The sequence below is a fragment of the Ideonella sp. P3_A4 genome, assembly GCF_056403075.1.
The window spans coordinates 20,933-41,827 of sequence record NZ_JBFUGE010000007.1 but is presented as its reverse complement, the minus strand read 5'-3'; the positions used below and the strand labels follow the sequence as shown (position 1 = coordinate 41,827).

18 protein-coding genes are annotated in these 20,895 nt (G+C 67.8%); 4 read left to right on the top strand and 14 right to left on the bottom strand.

What is annotated here, in order from left to right; all coding sequences use genetic code 11:
* Nucleotides 1–47: 47 nt before the first annotated feature.
* From AC1DYI_RS02180 to mnmG, 4 genes are all read right to left on the bottom strand, one after another.
* The gene (locus AC1DYI_RS02180; protein WP_477202443.1) at nt 48–1,670 is read right to left on the bottom strand and encodes a S41 family peptidase; all 1,623 of its coding nucleotides are present in this window, start codon (nt 1,668–1,670) and stop codon (nt 48–50) included.
* A 127-nt stretch (nt 1,671–1,797) separates the two neighbouring features.
* Nucleotides 1,798–2,589 carry a ParA family protein gene (locus AC1DYI_RS02175; RefSeq protein WP_477202442.1) on the bottom strand — a complete coding sequence of 264 codons (792 nt, stop codon included), beginning with the start codon at nt 2,587–2,589 and terminating at the stop codon, nt 1,798–1,800.
* A 122-nt stretch (nt 2,590–2,711) separates the two neighbouring features.
* Nucleotides 2,712–3,392 (bottom strand): 16S rRNA (guanine(527)-N(7))-methyltransferase RsmG, encoded by a 681-nt coding sequence (rsmG, locus tag AC1DYI_RS02170; RefSeq protein ID WP_477202441.1) that lies wholly within the window; start codon nt 3,390–3,392, stop codon nt 2,712–2,714.
* Nucleotides 3,393–3,505: 113 nt separating this feature from the next.
* Nucleotides 3,506–5,536, bottom strand: coding sequence for a tRNA uridine-5-carboxymethylaminomethyl(34) synthesis enzyme MnmG (mnmG, locus tag AC1DYI_RS02165; protein WP_477202440.1), 2,031 nt, complete (start codon nt 5,534–5,536; stop codon nt 3,506–3,508).
* A gap of 181 nt (nt 5,537–5,717) precedes the next feature.
* Between mnmG and AC1DYI_RS02160 the strand changes: the two genes are divergently transcribed.
* Nucleotides 5,718–6,017 carry a YkgJ family cysteine cluster protein gene (locus tag AC1DYI_RS02160; RefSeq protein WP_477202439.1) on the top strand — a complete coding sequence of 100 codons (300 nt, stop codon included), beginning with the start codon at nt 5,718–5,720 and terminating at the stop codon, nt 6,015–6,017.
* A 589-nt stretch (nt 6,018–6,606) separates the two neighbouring features.
* On the opposite strand, the gene AC1DYI_RS02155 is transcribed toward AC1DYI_RS02160, so the two are convergent.
* Nucleotides 6,607–7,296 (bottom strand): autoinducer binding domain-containing protein, encoded by a 690-nt coding sequence (locus tag AC1DYI_RS02155; protein WP_477202458.1) that lies wholly within the window; start codon nt 7,294–7,296, stop codon nt 6,607–6,609.
* Between the two features lie 230 nt (nt 7,297–7,526).
* Between AC1DYI_RS02155 and AC1DYI_RS02150 the strand changes: the two genes are divergently transcribed.
* Nucleotides 7,527–7,814 carry a hypothetical protein gene (locus AC1DYI_RS02150; RefSeq protein ID WP_477202438.1) on the top strand — a complete coding sequence of 96 codons (288 nt, stop codon included), beginning with the start codon at nt 7,527–7,529 and terminating at the stop codon, nt 7,812–7,814.
* Between the two features lie 24 nt (nt 7,815–7,838).
* On the opposite strand, the gene AC1DYI_RS02145 is transcribed toward AC1DYI_RS02150, so the two are convergent.
* From AC1DYI_RS02145 to AC1DYI_RS02125, 5 genes are all read right to left on the bottom strand, one after another.
* Entirely contained in the window at nt 7,839–9,146 is a 1,308-nt protein-coding gene (locus tag AC1DYI_RS02145) for an MFS transporter (protein ID WP_477202437.1), read from the bottom strand.
* A complete protein-coding gene (locus tag AC1DYI_RS02140; RefSeq protein ID WP_477202436.1) occupies nt 9,098–10,267 on the bottom strand; it encodes an ABC transporter permease in 1,170 nt (389 codons plus the stop codon). The genes AC1DYI_RS02145 and AC1DYI_RS02140 overlap by 49 nt, the downstream gene beginning before the upstream one ends.
* Entirely contained in the window at nt 10,264–11,055 is a 792-nt protein-coding gene (locus AC1DYI_RS02135) for an ABC transporter ATP-binding protein (RefSeq protein WP_477202435.1), read from the bottom strand. Before AC1DYI_RS02135 ends, AC1DYI_RS02140 begins: the two co-directional genes overlap by 4 nt.
* Nucleotides 11,052–12,665: an alpha/beta hydrolase gene (locus AC1DYI_RS02130; RefSeq protein WP_477202434.1), complete on the bottom strand. Its 1,614-nt coding sequence runs from the start codon at nt 12,663–12,665 to the stop codon at nt 11,052–11,054. The genes AC1DYI_RS02135 and AC1DYI_RS02130 overlap by 4 nt, the downstream gene beginning before the upstream one ends.
* A gap of 121 nt (nt 12,666–12,786) precedes the next feature.
* Nucleotides 12,787–13,167 carry a glutaredoxin domain-containing protein gene (locus AC1DYI_RS02125; RefSeq protein ID WP_477202433.1) on the bottom strand — a complete coding sequence of 127 codons (381 nt, stop codon included), beginning with the start codon at nt 13,165–13,167 and terminating at the stop codon, nt 12,787–12,789.
* A gap of 163 nt (nt 13,168–13,330) precedes the next feature.
* On the opposite strand from AC1DYI_RS02125, the gene gstA reads away from it, so the two are divergent.
* Nucleotides 13,331–13,939: a glutathione transferase GstA gene (gene gstA, locus AC1DYI_RS02120; protein WP_477202432.1), complete on the top strand. Its 609-nt coding sequence runs from the start codon at nt 13,331–13,333 to the stop codon at nt 13,937–13,939.
* A gap of 127 nt (nt 13,940–14,066) precedes the next feature.
* Here the strand turns inward: gstA and AC1DYI_RS02115 are convergent, their stop codons facing one another.
* The 4 genes from AC1DYI_RS02115 to AC1DYI_RS02100 all read right to left on the bottom strand — a co-directional run bounded on the left by AC1DYI_RS02115 (nt 14,067) and on the right by AC1DYI_RS02100 (nt 18,952).
* On the bottom strand, nt 14,067–16,019 hold the full coding sequence (locus AC1DYI_RS02115; RefSeq protein WP_477202431.1) for a S9 family peptidase: 1,953 nt from the start codon (nt 16,017–16,019) through the stop codon (nt 14,067–14,069).
* Nucleotides 16,020–16,158: 139 nt separating this feature from the next.
* Nucleotides 16,159–17,748 (bottom strand): thioredoxin family protein, encoded by a 1,590-nt coding sequence (locus AC1DYI_RS02110; RefSeq protein ID WP_477202430.1) that lies wholly within the window; start codon nt 17,746–17,748, stop codon nt 16,159–16,161.
* A gap of 130 nt (nt 17,749–17,878) precedes the next feature.
* The gene (locus tag AC1DYI_RS02105) at nt 17,879–18,658 is read right to left on the bottom strand and encodes a hypothetical protein (protein WP_477202429.1); all 780 of its coding nucleotides are present in this window, start codon (nt 18,656–18,658) and stop codon (nt 17,879–17,881) included.
* Between the two features lie 12 nt (nt 18,659–18,670).
* Nucleotides 18,671–18,952 (bottom strand): DUF427 domain-containing protein, encoded by a 282-nt coding sequence (locus AC1DYI_RS02100; protein WP_477202428.1) that lies wholly within the window; start codon nt 18,950–18,952, stop codon nt 18,671–18,673.
* Nucleotides 18,953–19,095: 143 nt separating this feature from the next.
* On the opposite strand from AC1DYI_RS02100, the gene AC1DYI_RS02095 reads away from it, so the two are divergent.
* Nucleotides 19,096–20,886 (top strand): alpha/beta fold hydrolase, encoded by a 1,791-nt coding sequence (locus AC1DYI_RS02095; RefSeq protein WP_477202427.1) that lies wholly within the window; start codon nt 19,096–19,098, stop codon nt 20,884–20,886.
* Nucleotides 20,887–20,895 lie beyond the last annotated feature (9 nt).

The following is a 20,895-nucleotide window of genomic DNA, read 5'->3' as shown; positions in this document are numbered from 1 at the left end:
GGGTGACGGCGGCGGCAGCTGCCTGCCCCCGCCAAGTCGTTGCGCCTTCAGCGGCGCGGGATCACGATCCGGCTTTCACGCTCCGGGCCACGCAACAGGCGCGGCTGGGCGTGCGGGCTCAGCCCCAGGGCCGAGCGGCGCGCGGTTTGCGCAGCAGCCAAGCTGCAAGCGTTGTGCTGCAGGTTGTACAGCGCCGCGTTCAGCATGCCTTCGTCGGTGTCACCCATGGCGTGGTCGTAGTCGTCGCTGGCCGGGCAGGTCGCGGTGAAGCCGTCGGCGTAGTCGCCATAGCCCTTGGCGTTGATGCCCTTGAACTCGATCGGGAAGTACGAGATGCCGCAGTTGTCCTTGGCGGTGAAGCCATAGGGCTTGCCGCAGGTCGTGCCGCCGATCACACGGACGTCGACGTCGACACCGCGCAGCCCGTTGATGATGGCTTCGCTGGCCGAGCAGGTCCCGTTGGTCGTGATGACCGTGACGCGCGACAGGTTCAGCGTCGGCAGCGGCTGCTGGTTCGAGCAGTTGAAGTTCGCATCGAGGATGCATGACGAGCTGAAGAACGGCGTCTTGGCGTCGTCGCTGTTGGTCTCGTCGCTACGCTTGCTGTTGTACTGCAGCTGCTCGAACACTTTGCCGTTGGTGCGGCTGCTGCCAGCGATCATGTAGGCCAATTCGCTGGCCAGGTAGAGGTAACCGCCGCCGTTGTAGCGCAGGTCCAGCACCAGGTCGGTGACGGCCGCCGCCTTCAGCGTGTTGACCGCGTCGATCAGTTTCTGCTCGGAGCTGGCGATGTGGTCGTTGAAGACGACGTAGCCGACCTTGCTGCCGGCGTTGTCGATCACCATCGTGGTCGGCACTGGCTGCTTGGTGATCGTCGCACTGGTCACGCTCTTGCTGAGCGTGCCACTGCCGGTGCGGCTGACGGTGAAGCTGTGGGTTTGGCCGTTGTCGCTCGGGAAGAGCGCGGCGTTCAGCGTGTCGATGCCCGACTGGGTCATGCTGTCCGCGCTGGCCCCATCGGCGCTGACCAGCAGGTCGCCGCGCAGCAGGCCAGCCGTGCTGGCGGGTGAACCGGGCTCGACGTAGGCGATCCGGATGCCACGCGGCGTGCTGTTCCAGGAGTCGGCGTGCCACTCGATCCCGTAGCCGGAGGTCGAACCCGAGTTGATCAGGTCGTTCCAGGCCTTGGTCGGGTAGGTGAAGCTGAACTCGTCGCGCAGCTTGCCCGAGGCCGTGTGGTTCGGCGTCTTCAGAGCCTTGAAGTAGTGGTCGAGCGAGCCGTAGACGTCCGAAGTGTTGCTGAACAACGCATTGCCGGCGTCGACGCTGGGCATCTCGCTGGTCCAGAGGTAGGCGTCGCTCATGTAGCTGTGCAGCCAGGCCTTTTCATTGGCCAGCGTGCCCACCTTCGTCGGATCCAGCGCATCGCCGCGGTACGGGTTGGTCGGTGCGCAGACCTGCGCCGAATCATCGGCAGCGGGCGGGGGCGGAGGCGGCGGGGGTGGAAACGGCGTGGTGCCACCATCGCCGCCACCACCGCCGCAGCCGCCCAGCGTCGCCGTCAACGCGGCGATTGCGAACAGCGTGGCCAGGCGGTGGGTCGAGCGGGTGCCGGTGGTGGCACCCTGGTTCGATGTTTCGGAAAGGGGCTCGGTCGAGGTCGATTTCAAAGAAGTGATCCCTGTGAGTTTTAGGGTTCTGGCCCGGATGGACCGGGCAAATTGTTGCCGAAGTGCCCACAGGCAAATTTCAGCAAACTTAGGGAGGCCCAGGCGGTCTGGGCCCTGCCCGCTGAAGTCAGACCGGCGTGGCGGTCGCAGCGCTGCTGCCGACCCGCGCGACCATCTCGCGCGCGAAGTCGATGAAGGCCTGCGCCCCCTTGGCTGCCGGGTCGAAAACGACGCCGGGCAGGCCGTAGCTGGGCGCTTCGGCCAGGCGCACATTGCGCGGGATCACGGTGTTGAACACCTTGTCGCCGAAGTGCGCCTTCAGCTGGTCGCTGACCTGGGTCTGCAAGGTGATGCGGGGGTCAAACATCACGCGCAGCAGCCCGATCAGCTGCAGGTCGCGGTTCAGGTTGGCATGCACCTGCTTGATGGTGTTGACCAGGTCGGTCAGGCCCTCGAGCGCGAAGTACTCGCACTGCATCGGCACGATCACCCCATGCGCGCTGCACAGGCCATTCAACGTCAGCAGGCTCAAGCTGGGCGGGCAGTCGATCAGCACGAAGTCGTAGTCGACCTCGGCCGCTTTCAAGGCCCGGCGTAGTCGCTCGTTGCGGTGCTCCAGCGCGACCAGCTCGATCTCGGCGCCGGCCAGTTCACGGTTCGCACCGAGCACGTCGTAGCCGCCCTGCTCCGACCGGATCCGCGCTTCGGCGACGCTGGCGCTTTCCAGCAGCACGTCGTAGACGCTCGATTCGAGCGTGCGCTTGTCGACGCCCGAACCCATGGTCGCATTGCCCTGCGGATCGAGGTCGACCAGCAGCACCCGCTGGCCGACCCGCGCCAGGCCGGCGGCCAGATTGACACAGGTCGTCGTCTTGCCGACGCCGCCCTTTTGGTTGGCAATGCAGAAGATTCGGGGCATGGCAGATTGTCGCTTGAAGACCCCTACGGATGGCATACGCCAATCGCTGGGCCTGTGGACAAGGCTGTGGGCAGGTCGGTGGATTCGCTGGGGACGGCCGGTGGATAGTGAAATTCGCCCGATCAGGCTTTGGTGACCGGCCGCATCCACACCAAACATCGGGCCGCGTCCAAGCCCGGAACAACCAAAGGTTCCACGTGAAACAGTTCGACATCGGCCGGAACGCCTTCGCGTTCGTCGGGCGCCAGATGCGCCTTCATTGCGGCCCAGCGGCCGCCCGGGGCCAGGCGCTCGCGGGTCAGGTTCACGAAGTCGGCGAGCGTTGCGAAGGCCCGTGAAGTGATCAGGCCAAAGGTTTCGCCGGCCATCGACTCGACCCGCTGATGACTAGCGCGCAGGTTCGGCAAGCCCAGTTCAGCCGCCACCTGCCGGATGAAACTGGCCTTCTTCGCCACGGCATCGACGCAAGTCACCTGCCAACCCGGCTCGCAGATCGCCAGCACCACCCCGGGCAGGCCGGCACCGCTGCCGACATCCAGCACCCGCAACCCCGCACCGCCCTGCCCTGCTTCGCCCAGTTGACGCCGCAATGGCGGCACGATGGCCAGGCAGTCCAGCAGGTGCTGGGTCAGCATCGCCGCCGGCTCACGAACGGCGGTCAGGTTGTAGACCCGGCTCCAGTGCGCGATCAGGTCCAGGTAGCGCAGCAGCTGGGCCTGGGTGGGCGCCGAGAGTTCGAGCCCAAGCGCGTCGAGACCGCGCAGGAGATCATCGGCAAGGGGATGGTGGGGAGCAGAGGTCACGACAGATGCGACTCAGGGGTAGGCAGGCCATCGCGCCCGACGAACGACGCGCAGACCGGAAGTGAATGGAACGACAAACAGGCAGGCGGCTCGGACTGGCGCAGAGACCGCGGTCACGCGGCGTCGACCTTTCCCGGCAAGCCTGCGTCCGACGCGCCGCCCTGCCCCGCTTCGCTGGACCCGTCGTTCGCAGCCGCCGGCTCGGCCACTGAATGGAAGCCGGCGAAGCGTTTCTTCTTCAGGTGGACCAGCAGCAGCGAGATCGCCGCCGGCGTCACGCCCGAAATGCGGGCGGCCTGGCCCAGCGTTTCCGGGCGGTGGCGGTTCAGCTTCTGGCGCACCTCGAAGCTCAGCGCCRTGACCTGGCCATAGTCCAGCTCGGCCGGCAGCGCCAGGCTTTCGTAGGCCAGCGAGCGTTCGACCTCGCCGACTTGCTTGTCGATGTAGCCGGCGTACTTGACCGAGATTTCCAGCTGCTCGATCAAGACGTCTGCCAGTTCGTTGCCAAACTCGGCGCGCAAGGTTTCACGTGAAACACCAGCCTCCGGTTTCGCCACGGCCGCCAGCGCTGCCACTTGGTCGAACCCGATGCCCGGTCGGCGTAGCAGGTCAGCCAGGCTGTACTCGCGCTCAATCGCCTTGCCCAGCACCGCTTCGGCCGCAGCCGCCGGCAGGATGCTCGGATGGACCCAGGTCGAGCGCAGGCGCTCGGCTTCGCGGGCCAGCGCGTCGCGCTTGCGGTTGAAGGCCGCCCAGCGCTCATCGTCGACCAAGCCCAGCGCGCGGCCGGTCTCGGTCAGGCGGGCGTCGGCGTTGTCTTCACGCAGCTGCAGCCGGAACTCGGCCCGGCTGGTGAACATGCGGTACGGCTCGGTCACACCCTTGGTCACCAGGTCGTCGACCAGCACCCCGAGGTAAGCCTGATCGCGCCGTAGCGACAGCGGCTCTTCGTTGCGGGCAGCACGGGCGGCATTGACGCCGGCATACAAACCTTGCGCCGCCGCCTCTTCATAGCCGGTCGTGCCGTTGATCTGGCCGGCGAAGTACAGCCCGGCGATGGCCCGGGTCTCGAAGCTGCTCTTCAGCTCGCGCGGGTCGAAGTAGTCGTACTCGATCGCGTAGCCCGGCCGCAGGATGTGGGCGTTGGCCAGCCCCGGCATCGAGCGCACAGCGGCCAGCTGCACGTCGAACGGCAGCGAGGTCGAGATGCCGTTCGGGTAGAACTCGTTCGTCGTCAGGCCTTCAGGCTCGAGGAAGATCTGGTGGCTGTCCTTGTCGGCGAAGCGGTTGACCTTGTCCTCGATGCTCGGGCAGTAGCGCGGCCCCACCCCTTCGATGACGCCGGTGAACATCGGGCTGCGGTCGAAACCCGAGCGGATGATCTCGTGGGTCTGGGCACTGGTGTGGGTGATCCAGCACGGCACCTGGTGCGGGTGCATCGCGGCGGTGCCCATGAAGCTGAACACCGGCACCGGGTCGAGATCGCCGGGCTGCTCGGCCAACAACGAAAAGTCGATCGAGCGGCCGTCGATGCGCGGCGGCGTGCCGGTCTTCAACCGACCCTGCGGCAGCTTCAGCTCCTTCAACCGGGCCGACAAACTGACCGCCGGCGGGTCGCCTGCCCGACCGCCGCTGTGGTTCTGCAGGCCGACGTGGATACGCCCGTCGAGGAAAGTGCCCGCGGTCAGCACCACGGTACGCGCACGAAACCGGATGCCGACCTGTGTCACCGCGCCGACCACCCGGTCGCCCTCGACCATCAGGTCGTCGACCGCCTGCTGAAAGATCCAAAGATTCGGTTGGTTCTCCAGCCGGCGGCGGATCGCCGCCTTGTAGAGCACGCGGTCGGCCTGGGCCCTCGTGGCCCGCACGGCAGGCCCCTTGCTCGAATTGAGGATGCGGAACTGGATGCCCGCCTCGTCGGTGGCCAGCGCCATCGCCCCACCCAGCGCATCGACCTCTTTGACCAGGTGGCCCTTGCCGATCCCGCCGATCGACGGGTTGCAGCTCATCTGGCCCAGCGTTTCGATGTTGTGGGTCAGCAGCAGCGTGGCGCTTCCCATGCGGGCGGCGGCCAAAGCCGCTTCGGTGCCGGCGTGGCCACCACCGACCACGATGACGTCAAATTCCTGGGGATAAAGCACGGGCGCTTCCAATCACGGGGACGAGCGCGGACTCGCGCGCAAGGTGTTGATTTTAAAGAGGGTCCACCTTGGCGTCACGGAACGCGGCGATCAACCCACCCCGGAAGAATCCCGCCAACCGTCGAATGATGCAAGTAAATGCACACATCAACCACACCAACCCATCGCCCGCACAAAGAAAATGCCCGAGATGACCACCGCCGCTCCCCCGGCCTGCCGCCCTGGCTGCGGCGCCTGCTGCATCGCCCCGTCGATCTCCAGCCCGATCCCCGGCATGCCCGACGGCAAGCCGGCCGGTGTGCCCTGCGTTCAATTGGATGAGGATTTGCGCTGCCGCTTGTTCGGCGACCCCCGACGRCCGGCGGTGTGCGGATCGCTGCAACCGTCAACGGCGATGTGCGGGCCTGATCGCGTCCACGCGATGCATTGGCTGACGCAGTTGGAGGTGCAGACCCATCCCGGGTCCGGCACGCCTGGCTAATCGCTTCTCACATTCAACCGAAGCCATCACACATTCACGTTAGGCCACTGGCGCCGAGCACGCCGGCACGACGCCTTCGTGTCGCTCCGACATCTGGCCGCTGACCACAACCTGCAACCCTCGCAGCCAAAAAAAGAGGTGCTGACGGCGGAACGCCGCCAGCACCTAGAAAGTCAACCAAGCCAAACCTGAGAGCGACACCCTAAGGTGCTACCAACAAGCCTGACGCTGGTTGTGGAGGGATTGGGTTAGGTCAGTTGGCGCGCCCCGTCATGCGTGGACGCGTCACAAATGGCATGGGCGGCGGCGTGCTTACCAGCCCGTCCTGGGCAAGTCCGTATCGGGGCCACCACCGACCAAGCGCAATTCAGCGCGGTCGAGTTCTCGCACCCCAACAGCCGGCACAGGCTCGGCCACCGGACGACGCAACACGGGGCGAATCAGGGACAACAGGGCTTGCTTCATGGGGACTCCGGGCGGGTAATACGCTGAACTCAGCGCGTGCCGCCATTGAAGCAATCGGCCCCTTTTTCGAACACTGTCAACTCTTACAGGTGCCGGTAACCGCCTGTCACCAGCGCCGGGCTCGTCAGTGGATGAGCCCGAGCCTGAGCGCCTTCAGCACCGCCTGGTGCTTGTTGACCGAACCCAGCTTGCGCATCGCGTTCTGGATGTGCAACACCGCCGTGCGCTCACTGATGCCAAGGATGCTGYCGACCTCCCAGGCGGTCTTGCCTTCCATCGTCCAGCGCAGCGCTTCGAGTTCTCGAGGGGTCAGTGACGGTGTCTCGACCAACTGCTCAGCCGGCACGAACAGACGCAGCGCCGTGTCCTGCGCATGCACGGCGAACAGCTGCAAATCCGCCACCATGCGGGTCAGCTCCCCGGGTTGCTTCGGCAAGTGCTGGTCACGGTCCACACCCAGCATGAAATGACGCCCTTCCGGCAAGTGGAGCGCCAGCGCAATGCCAGCCCGATAGCCGAAGGCGGCCTGCTCTTCCCATAGATCGATGGCGCCATTGCGGAGATAGGTTTCCTGGTCCCAAACAATGGGCACCGCGCCCCGCTTGCAATGCTGCATGACCGGATCGCGCCGGTGAGTGTCGACCGCCGACGCGCCCGCCTGGCGATAGTCCGCAGGCATGTTGTCGACGCCGACAAAGTCCGAGCGCGTCAACGAATGGTCGACCACCGTCAGCGCCGACACGTACTTGAAGCCCAAGTCGGTCGCGAAACGTATCACTTGAGAGCGAAAGTCGTCTATCGACCTCGCCTCCATGATCGACAGAAAACTGTGGCTCAGCATGGTGCCACTCATCACAACACCCTGACAGGATTGACAGCTAGCCGGTGCAACACGACATCTCCAGACTTCGGGCTGTTCGGACGAAGAAGAAGGCCAACATGCACACGACCTCTTGCGTCTCCATGCCACCCCCCTGGGCGCTTTACGCCTGGCCCGCCATTTTCTGTCAGGCCAGCGCCAAGCGTAAGGCAAGATTTGTCCACTTGGGCACTCGGGTGACCACCTCGGGCAGCCGAAGCTCGCCCTGCGCGGGCCAAACCGTGTGGAGCGAGTACTTCGACGAGGGCCAGGCCGGTCTCGCCTGGGACTGGGTCCAGATCGCCGACGGCGTCGTCGCGATGGCCAATCCACTGTGCGTGGTGACCAACTTGCGCCTGGTCGGCGAACACGGCGAGTTGCTGGCGGCCCGCGAATCGGCACTGCATTTGAGCCGGCTGGTCTGCCAGCTGCCGTGGCAAGACGAAGTTTGGCGGGCGGTTCAAGCGGCGTGACGGGCGCTTGAACACCGACCCACCCTAACCCCGTCGCCGGCCCACCCAGACCGCCACCAGCCCGAACACCAGCAACCCGGCCACGCCGGTGGCCGCATCGGCGAGCAGCAACGCCGGCGGCCCGTGGTGTTCAAAGGCCCAGCCATCGACCAGCGTGACCCAGGCGATCGGCATGTTCGACAAAGATGCGAGCAGGTTGTACTTGGTCGCTGCCGCGCCCTTGCCAATCGCCTCCAGCACCACGGCCGAGAAGCCAGCGTAGGTCAGGCCCTGGGTGAAGGCGTAGAGCAGCGCGTGCAGCACGAAGCTCGCTTCGTTGCGCGGCGTAAAGGCCATCGACAAGGCGACCGTCACCATCACGACGCCAAACAGGCAGTAGGCCCGCTGTCGGTTCAGGCGATCGCAGATGAAGCCGCCGAACAGGCAGCCGAAGGCCGACACCACGCCACCCAAGGTGCCGCTAACCAGCGCCACCGTGTTGGCTGAGGCCTGCCAGCTGCCGGCCGCGACGGACCAGAGGTTGCCGGCCGCGCCGCTGCCGATGGGCAAGAAACAGATCAGGATTGCCAAGGCGCCGCGCCGCGAGCGGGCCACCACCCACAGGTCGCGCGCGGTCTCGCGCAGCCTGACCCACGCCACGGCCCAAGCCTTGGACCAACCCACACGCGCAGAGCCCCTCGCTGCATCGATCGGCGGCTCGGGCAGCCCCCAGAGCGCAAAAGCACAAAGAGCGCATGCCGCCCCCAGCGCCATGGCCGCCCCGGCCGGTGACAGCCCCAGCGACTGCACCATCCACAACCCGGCACCGCCGCCGACCCCCAGGCCGCCCAGGTTGCCGGCCTGGAACCATCCCGCCGCCCGGCCCTTGGCCTGCTCGGGCGTCGCATGGGCCATCAGGCTCTCGACCGACATGCCCAGCACGGTCGCCGCCAGATTGGTGACCAGCACGGCGACGCTCATCCATGGCAGGCCGGCCGCCGTGAGCGGCAAGGCCCCGGTGGCCCAGGTGCCGGCCGCGCAGACCACACCGCCCAGCACATACCAATAACGGCGCTGCCAGCTCAGGTCGATCACCGGCGCCCAGAAGAATTTCCAGGTGTGCGGCAAATAACTCAGCGCGATCAGCCCCGCCACCTCGGTCGGCGGCACACCGGCCGCGTTCAGCAGCCAGGCCATCGTCACCGTCAGGAAGCCGTTGCTGACGCCGAACGGCAGGATCAGCAACGCGAAGCGCAACGGGTGCGGTGACACGCTGGCCACCTGCCCACCCGCCGCGGCCACGGTCACCGCACCGCCGCCTTCGTGAACTGCCGTGCCAGGAAGGCCAGGCACACGACCGCCAGCAGCGCACTGCCAATCGCCGGCACCGCCATGTCCCAGGCGTTGATCGGCTCGCCCTTGAGCACCCGCGCCATCAGCGTCGACTGCGCCAGCGCCGGCACCCACAGGTGCCAGGGCTTCTCGCCGTCCTGGTTGAACAGCGTCATCATCGGTAGCAGCGAAACGCCGAGCACGACCACCGTCGCATTGGCCTGCGCTTCCTTGAAGCTCTTGCAGCGGATCGCGATCGCCATCAGCAATGCCGACAACGCGCCCGCCAGCGGCAGCAGCAGCGCCAGGAAGGCGGTCGCCTCGGTCAGGCCGTACTGGAACATCGCCGCCAAGGTCTCGCTCTTCAGCAGCCACTGGCCGGGCAGGAAACTGAACGAGGACAGCACTGCGATCAGCATGCCAACCACCGACACCGCGCCCCACTTGCCGATCACCAGCGCCAGCCTCGGCGCCGGGTTCATCAGCAGTGGCTCGAGCGACCCGCGCTCGCGCTCGCCGGCCGTCGTGTCCAGTGCCGCGTTCAAGGCGCCGTAGAGCACCGCCATCAGCACGAAGAACGGCAGCATGCTGGTCAGCTGGGCGGCCCGCGTCGCCGGGTTGGCGAGGTCACGCTCGTCGATCTCGACCACCTCCATCGCACTCGGCGCGACGCCACGCACTGCCAGCCGCAGCGTGCCCTGTTCGCGGTTGAACCCTTCGATCAGACGGCTCAGGCGACCGACGCCGCTCTGGGCCCGCTGGTTGGCACTCGAGCTGATGATCTCGACCACCGGCGTCTCGCCCCGCGCGAGGTCGTTCTCGAAGCTCGCCGGCACCACCAGCACCGGGTCGCCCAGCTTGCTGTCCTTCAGCTGCTTCTCATAGTCCGGCGGCGCGACCTGCAGCGTGTAGGTCTGGCGCAGCAGGTAGTTGCGCAGCGTCGGCGCCTGGTCCAAACCGACCGCGGTCAGCTCGCGGGCATCGGCCCGCTTTTCGATGTCCGACACCAGCGTCGAGATCAGCACCAACACCAGCGGGCCCATCGCGACCGAGCTGAGGAACACCGTCAGCAGCGTGCGCCGGTCGCGCAGCGCGTCGGTCAGCTCCTTGCAGAAAACCGCCCAGGCAGATCGGGCCATCATGCTGTCTTCTCCTCGGCCAGTTCACCGGCATCGTGGCGTTCGGTCGGCGTGAACGCCAGGTCCACGAAGGCCTCTTCAAAATCGCTGTGTCCGGTGCGCGCCGACAGCTCGGCCACCGTGCCCTCGGCCACCGTGTGGCCGTGCGAGATCACGACGACGTGGTCGCACAACCGCTCGACCTCTTGCATGATGTGGGTCGAGAAGACGATGCACTTGCCCTCGTCATCGCGCAGCCGGCGCAACGCGTCGCGCAGCGCACGGGTCGCCAACACATCCAGGCCGTTGGTCGGCTCGTCGAGGATGATGTTGGGCGGGTTGTGCACCAGTGCGCGCGCCAGCGCGGTCTTCATCTTCTCGCCTTGGCTGAAGCCGTCGGTGCGGCGGTCGAGCAAAGCCGTCATCTCCAGCACCTTGGCCAGATGGTCGGCGCGGGCACTGGCCTGCGCATTGCTCATGCCATGCAGTCGGCCGTAGTAGACGATGTTCTCGCGCGCCGTCAGCCGCGGATACAAGCCCCGCGCATCCGACAGCACCCCCATGCGCGCCAGCGCCGCCATCGGCTCGGCCGCCACGTCGATGCCATCGACGCGCACCCGCCCGGTGTCCGGTGCGATCAGCGCGGCCATCATGCGCAACGTCGTCGTCTTGCCGGCGCCATTGGGGCCGAGCAGGCCGGTGATGCGGCCGTCTTCGGCGCGCCAGCTCACACCATCCACCGCGCGCACTTCGCGCGCCTTCTTGCCGCGCCCGTGGACGAAGCGCTTGGCCAGTTGTTCGACTTCGATCATCGGTCGGCTTTCGAGGAGGGCGCGTCGTCAGGGCCCGGGCGGACATGCGGGGCCGGGGCCGAGGCCGGCGGCGTCGGGGCCGGCGGGGCCGAGGCCGCCGGCGGGCTGGGCATTGCGAACGCCGGCGGGCGCGGCAGCTGGGTCGCGCACTTGGCTTCGTCCAGCACGGCGGCCAGCGCCTGGGCGTCTTCCTCGGTGTCGACAAAGCGGTACATCACGTCACGCATGCAGCCCAGCGCCATCACGCCGTGGCCGGAATGCGRCACGACGACGTGGCGCGCGTTGGGCCCCAGCGCCTGCGCGACCCGCTCGCCATGGCGCGGTGGCGTCACCGGGTCGTCACCGCCGGACATCAGCAAGGTCGGCGCCTGGGCCGGTGGCATCGTGTAGAAAGCGGCCGGCACATTGCCCTTGGGCCAGATGGCACAGGCATCGCGGTACAGCACCAAGGCGGCGTCGCCGAAATCGCCGCCCGGTTTGTCGCCGGTCTTGCCCAGGCGCGGCATGTCCTCGGCGCAGACGACCGAGAAGTGCATGCCCATCGCCAGGTCCAGCCCGCGGCTGTTGCCGCCCATCGAGGTCGCCAGGCCGACAATGGCACCGTAGCGCCCGGCCGCCGCCTCGCTGATCGCGAACGGCAGCGCCGAAGCCAGCGACGGTGCATACAAAGGCAGGCGGACCAGGCCGACCAGCATGTCGCGCGTCAGCGTGAAGCGCTCATCGCGTCCGGTCACCGGGTGCGGCACCACCACCTCGCGCGGCATCGCAGCCAGCACCGCCGTCCATTGGGCGCGCAGGCCGGGGTAGCGCTGGCGGCAGGTTGGATCGGCCTGCGGCCCTTCGCAGGCGGCCAGCAGCGCATCGAACGCGCGCTGGGCATCGGGCGAGAAGGAGCCAGGCAAGGCCATGTCCGGCGGCGCGACGCCGTCGAGCACCGCGCGCCGCACGCTGGCGGGAAATTGGCGCATGTACTCGAGCACCGCCCGGGTGCCGTAGGAGCCGCCCATCACGTTCACCTTGTCGGCACCGAGCGCACGGCGCACCGCGTCCGCGTCGGCCATCGCGATCGTCGTCGTGAACTGGCGCAGGTCGCCGTAAGGCAGCTTCTGCAGCGCATCGCGGCAGGCCAATAGCACGGCGGCCTGGCGGGTCTGGCTGATGCTATCGGCCAGCGGCCTCGTCGGCGCCTCGGGCTCGCAGTTCAGCGGCGCGCTACGGCCGGTGCCGCGCTGATCGATCAGGATCACGTCGCGCCGGTTCAGAAAACGCGTCAGCACGTGTGACACCGGCCCGGCCAGGCCGATCGCGCTCTGCCCTGGCCCGCCGGCAAAAAACAGCACCGGGTCCGGCTTCTTGTTGCGGGCAATGGCCGGCAGCACTGCAAAGTGGACCTCGATCTGCGGCCCGTCGGTGCGTGCCGGGTCCAGCGGGCGCTTCAGCACACCGCATTGGGCTTCGTGTTCAACGCCCTTCAGGCGGCACGGCTTCAGGCTGAGCGTCGGCTCGGCCGCTTTGGCCGGCAGTCCAACGCCGAGCGCCGCGGCAGCCGCCACCACCACCAGCCCCCAGCCCCATCGCCGGCGAAAGGAATCAGCTCGTTCTTGCTTCATGGCCGGCGATTGTGAAGGCACTCGCGCCGCCCCGGCGCCGCGGCGGTTGAAACGCGGGGTGACACGCACGAACGGCGGCCGCCAGCGCGCGGGCCGCCGGCGCCGCCCGCCCAGACCCCATTCACGCCGGCAAGGCCGGGGTCAGCAGGCGCTTCAGCTCGCCGCTGTCGATCAGCTTGCCAAGGTCGTCGGCACCGCCGATCAACACCCCGTGGACGAAGACCATCGGAAAGGTCGGCCAGCCGGTCCACATCTTCAACGCGTTACGTGCACGCCATTGGCTCAGGTAGCTGCCGTAGCCGATGTAGTGGCAGGCCACGCCGGCCGCATCGAGCAAGCGCCTGGCCTTGCGCGGGAACGGGTTCATCGCCATGCCCACCACCACGACCGGATGGGCTGCCACCGCCTGCTGCACCTCGGCCACGATGGCCGACTGGTGCTGGGCGATGCGCTCGCGCGCCGCAGGGTGGATCTGGGCTTCGGCAAGGACGGCACGCGGCATGGTGGGCATCAGCAGAGCAAGGATGCGGCGCAATCTAGCAGAGGGCGACCGCCGCCCCCTGCCTGTCTTTCTGCCTAGCGGGATTTCGAAGCCCCTGACCGTCCCCCGGTCTTGGGCTTTGGGCCGATGATCGCCGCCTCGCCCTCAACCCTCGGGAGACACCATGAAGCTCTACTACAGCCCCGGCGCCTGTTCGCTGTCACCGCACATCGTGCTGCGCGAAGCCGGTTTGAATTTCGACCTGGCCTTGGCCTCGACCAAGACCAAGAAGCTGGCCGACGGCAGCGACTTCTACCAGATCAACCCCAAGGGCCAGGTGCCGGTGCTGGAGCTCGACAACGGCGAGCGCCTGACCGAAGGCCCGGCCATCGTGCAGTACATCGCCGACCAAGCGCCGACGTCCAAGCTGGCCCCGCCGGCCGGCAGCATGCAACGCTACCGCCTGATGGAGTGGCTGAACTTCATCACCAGCGAGCTGCACAAGAGCTACTCGCCGCTGTTCAACCCGGCGATGCCGGAAGAGGGCAAGGCGGTCTATCGCGCCCGCATCAGCGAACGCCTGCAGTGGGTCGACAGCCAGCTCGAGGGCAAGCAATACCTGCTCGGCGACGAGTTCAGCGTCGCCGACGCCTACCTGTTCACCGTGTCCGGCTGGAGCAAGGTCGTCGGCGTCGACATGGGCAGCTTGAAGAACCTCAACGCGTTCCGCGACCGCGTCGCCGCCCGCCCGGCCGTCAAAGCCGCGATGGAAGCCGAAGGATTGAACAAGTAGCCGTCCCGAATGCGGCGCTCCAAAGGAGTCGCCGCCTTCAAGTGGCGTGCGCGGATCCGGCTTGGCCGGTCCGCTGCGCGAGCCCCCTCGGGGGGCAGCCCCTGGGAGGGGGCGTGGGGGCCAACGTCTACGGCTTCAAGTGCTGCGCAAAGAAGGACTCCATCGCGGCATAGAACTCGAAGCGGTTCTCCTCGTTGTGGAAGCCGTGGCCCTCGTTGTCCTTGACCAGGTACTGCACCTCGATGCCGCGCTTCTTCAGCGCTTCGACCACCTGGTCACTTTCAGCCTTGTTGACGCGCGGATCCTTCGCGCCTTGGGCGATGAACAGCGGCGTCTTGATCTTGTGCGCCTGCAGCGCCGGTGAGGTCGCGGTCAGGCGCTCCTTGTCCTTCGCGTCCTCCGGGTTGCCGACCATCGCATAGAACTGCTGGCGCATCGGCTCCCAGTACGGCGGGATCGTCTTCATGAAGGTGAACAGGTTGGATACGCCAACATAGTCCACCGCCGCGGCGTACAGGTCCGGTGTGAAGGCCACGCCGGCCAGCGTCGCGTAGCCACCGTAGCTGCCGCCGTAGATGCCGATGCGCTTCGGGTCGGCAATGCCTTGCTGCACCAGCCACTTCGCGCCGTCGGTGACGTCGTCCTGCATCTTCAGGCCCCACTGGCCGAAGCTGGCCTCCCAGAACTCGCGGCCGTAGCCGGTCGAGCCGCGGAAGTTCATCTGCAGCACGCAGTACCCGCGGTTGGCGAGGAACTGGACCTCCGGGTTGAAGCCCCAGCCGTCGCGCGCCCACGGGCCACCGTGCGGGTTGACGATGCAGGCCAGGTTCTTCGCCGGCCGGCCMGGCGGCAGCGTCAGATAGCCGGGGATCACCAGGCCGTCGCGCGCGGTGTAGCTGATCGGCTTCATCTGCGCCATCTGCGCCGCCGGCAGCGCCGGGTTGATGTCGCCCAGCTTGCTGAGTTTGTCGCTTGCCGCGTCGTAGACGTAGCGCGCACCGGGCGTCTGGTCGCTCATCGAAGCCACGACGAACTGGTCCTCGTTGCGGCTGGCGCTTTGCAGAATGATCTGCTGCCCCGGCAGCTGGCGTTCCAGACGGTCGTAGATCGTCTTCATCGATGCATCGAACAGATGGCGATCGGGCTTCTCGGCCTGGAAATCGGCCTGCGTCAGCACCTTGCGTTTCTGCGAATAGGCCGCCCCCATCAGGTCGACCTTCGGGTGCGCGTAGACGACCTGCTCGGCCTCCGGCCTGGCCGGGTCGATCAGCACCAGCGCGGTCTTGTCGCGGCCGCGGTTGCTGAGTGCGTAGAAGCGCTGGTTGTCGAAGTCGAAGAAGGTCGGGCCGACCTGGGTGCGGAAATCGGTCGAGAACAGCGGCTTGAACGGATCGGCTTCGGTCGCCCGGTACAGCAGCGTGTTGTTGACGCCGTCGCTGGCCACCGCCAGCCGCACGCGCCCACTGTGGTCGGCCGTCCAGTCGACGATGTTGCCGGGGTTCTCGGCCACCAGCGTGGCGGCGCCGGTGCGCACGTTGACGCGGTAGACATCGAAGACCGACTTGTTGCGCTGGTTGTGCTGGACCAGGATGTGTTCCGGGTCGTCGACCAGTTCGTTGACGATGCCGGCGCGCACGCCACCGTCGGGCGTCAGCGGCGTCAGCTTGCCGGTCGCGACATCGACGGCCACGACGCGCACGTTTTCGTCGCCGCCGAAGTCCTTCTCGTAGAGCACCGTGCCGTTGCCCTTCCAGCGGTAGATCGAGATGTCGCGTGCGCTCTCGCGGGTTAGCTGGCGGGCGGCGCCCACAGGCTTGCCCGCCTCGAGCGCCTGCACGAACACGTTCATCCGCTTCGCGTCACCACCGTCACCCACGGCCGGTTGCATGAAGCCCAGCCACCTGCCGTCGTCGCTCAGGCGGAAATAGGCCTTCTCGGGGTTGCGAAAGAAATCGCGCAGTGGAAATTTCGGCGGAGCCGTGTCGGCCTGGGCCGGCAAGGTGGCGGCCAGGCCCGCTACGGCACAGGCCGACAGGGCGAGCGCACGAACGGCAACGCGCCGGTGGGTGGGCAAAGGCATGGAGTCTCCTCGTTAGTGATTCGGATGGCCGCGATTCTTCGCCGCCCCCCACCACTGCCGAGTTCCCATGCGATGAACCGACCGATCGGCGCGACAGGCTGCGCACCGATCGGCATGGCCGGTGAAACCTGCGCTGGCGTCAGGCCTTCTTCAGCACCTTGTCGCAGGCGCCACGTTGTTCGTCGGCCGCCGGCAGCTTGGCGCAAACCGGCGTCAGCTGCGCGCGCAGGCGCTCGACCACCGCCTTGTGCTGGCCCTTGGCGTTCCAGGCCGCGAGCTTGTCGCCAACTTTTTGCATCGAGCGCGCGCTGCGCTCGTAGAACGCGCCCTGCTGGCCATCGGCCTCGCGGATCAGCTGCGCCACCGTCTTCTCGATCTTGGCTTCGTCCTGCGGTGCCAGTTCGACCAGCGTGGCGACGTAGCTCGCACCCCATTGCAGGCGCGTAGCCGGGCCTTCGCTCTTGTTGAAGGCCTGCTCCGACCAGCTCAGCGCCTCGGCCTTGCGGCCCTGCTTCTTCGCGTTGCCGGAGAGCTGGCTCATCAGGTAATAAGGCGAGTGGCTTTTCGGCAAGCTGGCCTGCAGCAGCGCATCGCTGTCCTTCCACAGCCCGGCTTCGCCCAGCAGGTGGGCAGCCGAGGTGATCACAGCCTGGCGCTCGTAGCCTTCGGTGACCTCCTGGTCGGCACGCGCCGCTTCCTCACGCACCTGCTTGACCAGGGTCTCGGGCAGCTTCGGCTTGAGCGTCTCTTTCGGCTGCTCCAGCCGCGCCAGGTCGACCCGGCCGATCAGTGCCGACATGCGGTCGGCGCGCGACAACGTGGCATCGCCTTGCAGACGCACCAGCGCCGCGTCGAGCGCCGCCACCATCGCCTGGCGGTCAGGCCCAGCGGTCGGCGCCAGCGACTTGGCCAGCTCGGGCGCGTAGTTCACCACCGCGTCCATCTGGCTGCGCGTGGCCGCCGGGTCGGCCAGCAGCTTCTTGATCCGATCGCGCATTGCTGCGTCGACCTTGATGGCCGGCTTGGCATTCGGCTCGAGCTCGGCCTGGCCGACCAGCGCCTTCAGCAGCAGCCGGGTCGCTGTCTCGGTCTCGTTGGCCGGGCAGCTGCCGGCCAGTTGCGCCAGCAGCGGCGCGCGTTCAGCTTCAGGCACCAGCTGGGCTTCGTCGGTGTCCCACGAGTAGAAGGCCAGCATGCGCCATTCGTTGGCCGTCACCGGCTTGCCGGCTTTGGCCTCGGTCAGCACCGTCTTGACCGGGCGACCACCGGCCAGGCCCATCTGCAGCACGTTCATCACCGCCGGTGCGTCGGCTTCGCCGGGCAGGCGGGTGATCTCGGCACCGTCGGTGTTGAACAGGATCAGCGTCGGGTAGCCGCGCACCTTGAAGCGCGCACCCAGCTTCTGCGCACCCGGCAGGTCACCGTCGATGCTGACAGCGACGAAGCTCTTCGAGCGCTCGATGAAATCCTGCCGGTTGAACAGCGTCGCCTTCAGCTGGTTGCATGGCGGGCACCACTTGGCGCCCCAGTACACCAGCACCGGCTTGCCCTCGGCCTTGCCCTGGGCGAAGGCCTTCTCGATGTCGGCATCGGCTGCCGCCGGTTGCCAGGCGACCTGAGGCCCGCTGGCTACGGTGGCCCAGGCCGGCGCGGCGCTCAAGGCCGCGAGGGTGATGCAGGCGGCCGAAACGGCGCGAACAAGAAGGGACGAAGAAGCAATGGCAGGCACAGGGATCTCCGGTGATGGGGCCAGGCACCTGCGAGTCAGCCGGTGGGTCACGGCACGCAGGCAGCGTCAACAGCCGACGATTGTGCGACAGGCCGCACTGCTTCGCAGGCGGCCGCCCGGCACCTGTCGATCATGGTTGATCAATTTCAGGCGCCCCGAGCCGGCCTTGCGGCGACTCCTCGTCCGCCGGCTCGGCATTGGCCCGTGCCAGCGCCATCCAGACGCTGAACGGCAGCCTGAAAGCCCGCTTCGGCGCCGGCCGCACGACCTCCAGCGCCCCGAAGGCCAGGCCGGCGCTTTCCGACGCGCCGGCCACCGGGTGCGCCAGCATCACGCCGTAGACCTCGGGCACCTCGTCGGCCTCGCCGATGCCGGCCTTCAGCACGTACCAGCATTCGCCGCACAGCGCGCGGTAGGCCTCGCCCTTGGCCGGCCGCTTCAGGTCGCCCAGCAGGTCGGCACGCCGCACCTTGACCTCGTGCACGATCGGCTCGACATAGTCCTCGACCGTGGTGTGGCGGATCGAATAGACATCCGGCATCGCCATCGCCCAGCGGGTCACCGGCAGCACCTGGCCGTCCGGGCCCTGCAGCTGGTCTGCCACCGGGGCGCGCAAGCTCAAACCGCGCCAGACGACGCGGCCGGCGCGCTGCATCTCGACCGCGATCCGTGCCACCAGCGCCTCGTGGGCGTCGCGCGCGGCCCGGTTGCGCTGCAGCGTCGCGGCCAGCGCCTGGATGCCGGCGTCGGTGACGCGCAGCGTCTCGCGGCCGTGCGGGTCGCTGYGGCGTTCGAGCCAGCCGGCGGCCAGCAATTCGACCTCGACCAGGTCCTGACAGGGCCAGCCGGCCGAGCGCCAGACCTCGCGCAGCCGGCGCCGATGGACCAAGGTCAGCGACAGGGGATCCACCGCGGCGCGGCTTTACTCGACAATCTGCACCCCGCGGCCGAAGGCCACACGGTTCTTGATCTGCGCAGCGGCCTCGCTGGGCTCCGGGTAATACCAGACGGCGTCGCTGTTCAGTTCCCCGTTGACCAGCAGGCTGAGGTAGCGAGCTTGGCCCTTCCATGCACAGCTGGTGCGGTGGTTCGAAAAGCTCGTGTACTCGCGCTTCAAGGCCGTCTCGGGAAAATAGTGGTTGCCCTCGACGACCACCGTGTCGTCGCTCTCGGCCACCACCACGCCGTTGAATACCGCTTTCATGCCTGCTCCTGTGCCTTGCTTGTTGGATCGATGCTACTGCGCCCCCGCCGCTCGGCGGCCAACCGTGCCGCGATGCGCCGGGCGGGCGAACCTATACTGAAAATTGTTTGCATGCGTGACCGCACAAAATCATGAGGGAGTCTATGGCTCACAACGACGCAAGCCATAGCGCTCCAGGCGCGGTACCGATCGCCTTCGGTGCCACGCAGACACGCTGCTTTGGCTGGTACCACGCCCCCAGCGCGCCCCAGCGGGCCACCGGTGTGGTGCTGTGCCGCCCGGTCGGCTACGAAGGCACCTGCGCCTACGAAACCTACACCCAGCTGGCCGAGCGCCTGGCCGCCGACGGCTTTGCGGTGATCCGCTTCGATTACCACGGCACCGGCGACTCGATCGGCAGCGATTCCGACCCCGACCGTGTGGTCGCCTGGCAGGCCTGTATCGCCGCCGCGCTGGACGAGGTGCAGCGCCTGGCCGGCACGCCGCGGCTGGCGCTGTTCGGCGTGCGCATCGGCGCCACGCTGGCCACCCAGGTGGCAACCGCCCGCGGCGGCGTCGACAGCATCGTGCTGTGGGCGCCCTGCGCCAGCGGTCGCGCTTTCACGCGCGAGCTGCGCGCGGCTGGCACGCTGCGTGCGCACGCGCCGCGCCCGGGCGACACCGGCGGCGACGACTTGGAGACGATGGGCACGCTCTACACCGCCCAGACGCTGCAGGACCTGCAGGCATTGGACGGCAAACCGGCCAGCCCGCCGCCAGCGCCACGCGCGCTGTTCATCACCCGCGACGACCTGCCCGGTGCCGGCCCGCTGCCGGCCGCCTTCCGTGAAGCCGGCATCGACTGCACCGTCGTCGAGTGGCCTGGCTACGCGGCGATGATGGCCGAGCCGCACGAAGCCGATGTATCGGCCTCGACGCTGGACGGCATCGTCGACTGGCTGCGCGCCGGCGAGCCGGCCGGTGCCGTGCCCGAGCCCCGCGCACCGGGCACCGACGTGCCGCTGCAACGCGACGCGGTCTTCGGCGGTGTGCGCGAGATCCCGCTGCTGTTCGGCCATGAGCACGGCCTGTTCGGCATCCTGGCCGAGCCGGAGGTGCTGGACGCAGCCGGCGGCCGCGCCGAAACCGCGATCCTGATGCTCAACGTCGGCACCAACCACCGCGTCGGGCCGAACCGGCTGTACGTGAAGATGGCGCGCGCCTGGGCCGCCCGCGGCTACCGATCGCTGCGCTTCGACCTGGCCGGCATCGGCGACAGCCGCAGCGCCGCCGGTTATGCCAACACGCGGCTGTACTCGAAGGGCTCGACTGTCGACGTCGGCGCCGCGATCGAGCGCTTGTCCGGGCTGGGCGTGCAGCGTTTCATCCTGGTCGGCCTGTGCTCGGGCGCCTATGTCGCCTTCCAGACCGCGCTGGCCGACCCGCGCGTCACCGGGCTGGTGCTGATCAACCCGCGCCGGCTCGACTGGAGCGAGGGCGAAACGCTGCAAAGCGCGATGCAGCGCAGCTACAAGTCCAGCCACTACTACCGGCGCGCGATGTTCGAGCCGGGGACCTACAAGCGTCTGCTGCAAGGCGACATCGACGTGCGCGGCATCGCCGGCCGCCTGGCCACGCTGACGCGTGCGCGCGCCAGCCGCGCCGCGCGCCGGCTGCTGGGCCAGGCGCCGGGCGAAGAGAACGTGCTGGCCAACATGCGGCTGCTGAGCGAGCGCGGCACCGACATCCTGCTGATCGTGGCCGAGGAAGACGACGGACTGGACTACCTCGAATACCACATCGGCCCGCGCGGTCGCCACATGAACGGCCAGCCGAACTTCCGCATGCTGATGGTGGCCGGCGCCGACCACACGCTGTCGCAAACCGAGAGCCAGCAGCATGTGATCGAAGCGGTGCGCGAGCACCTGGACCACACCGGCGCCGGCGTCGAGTAGCGGCCCGCA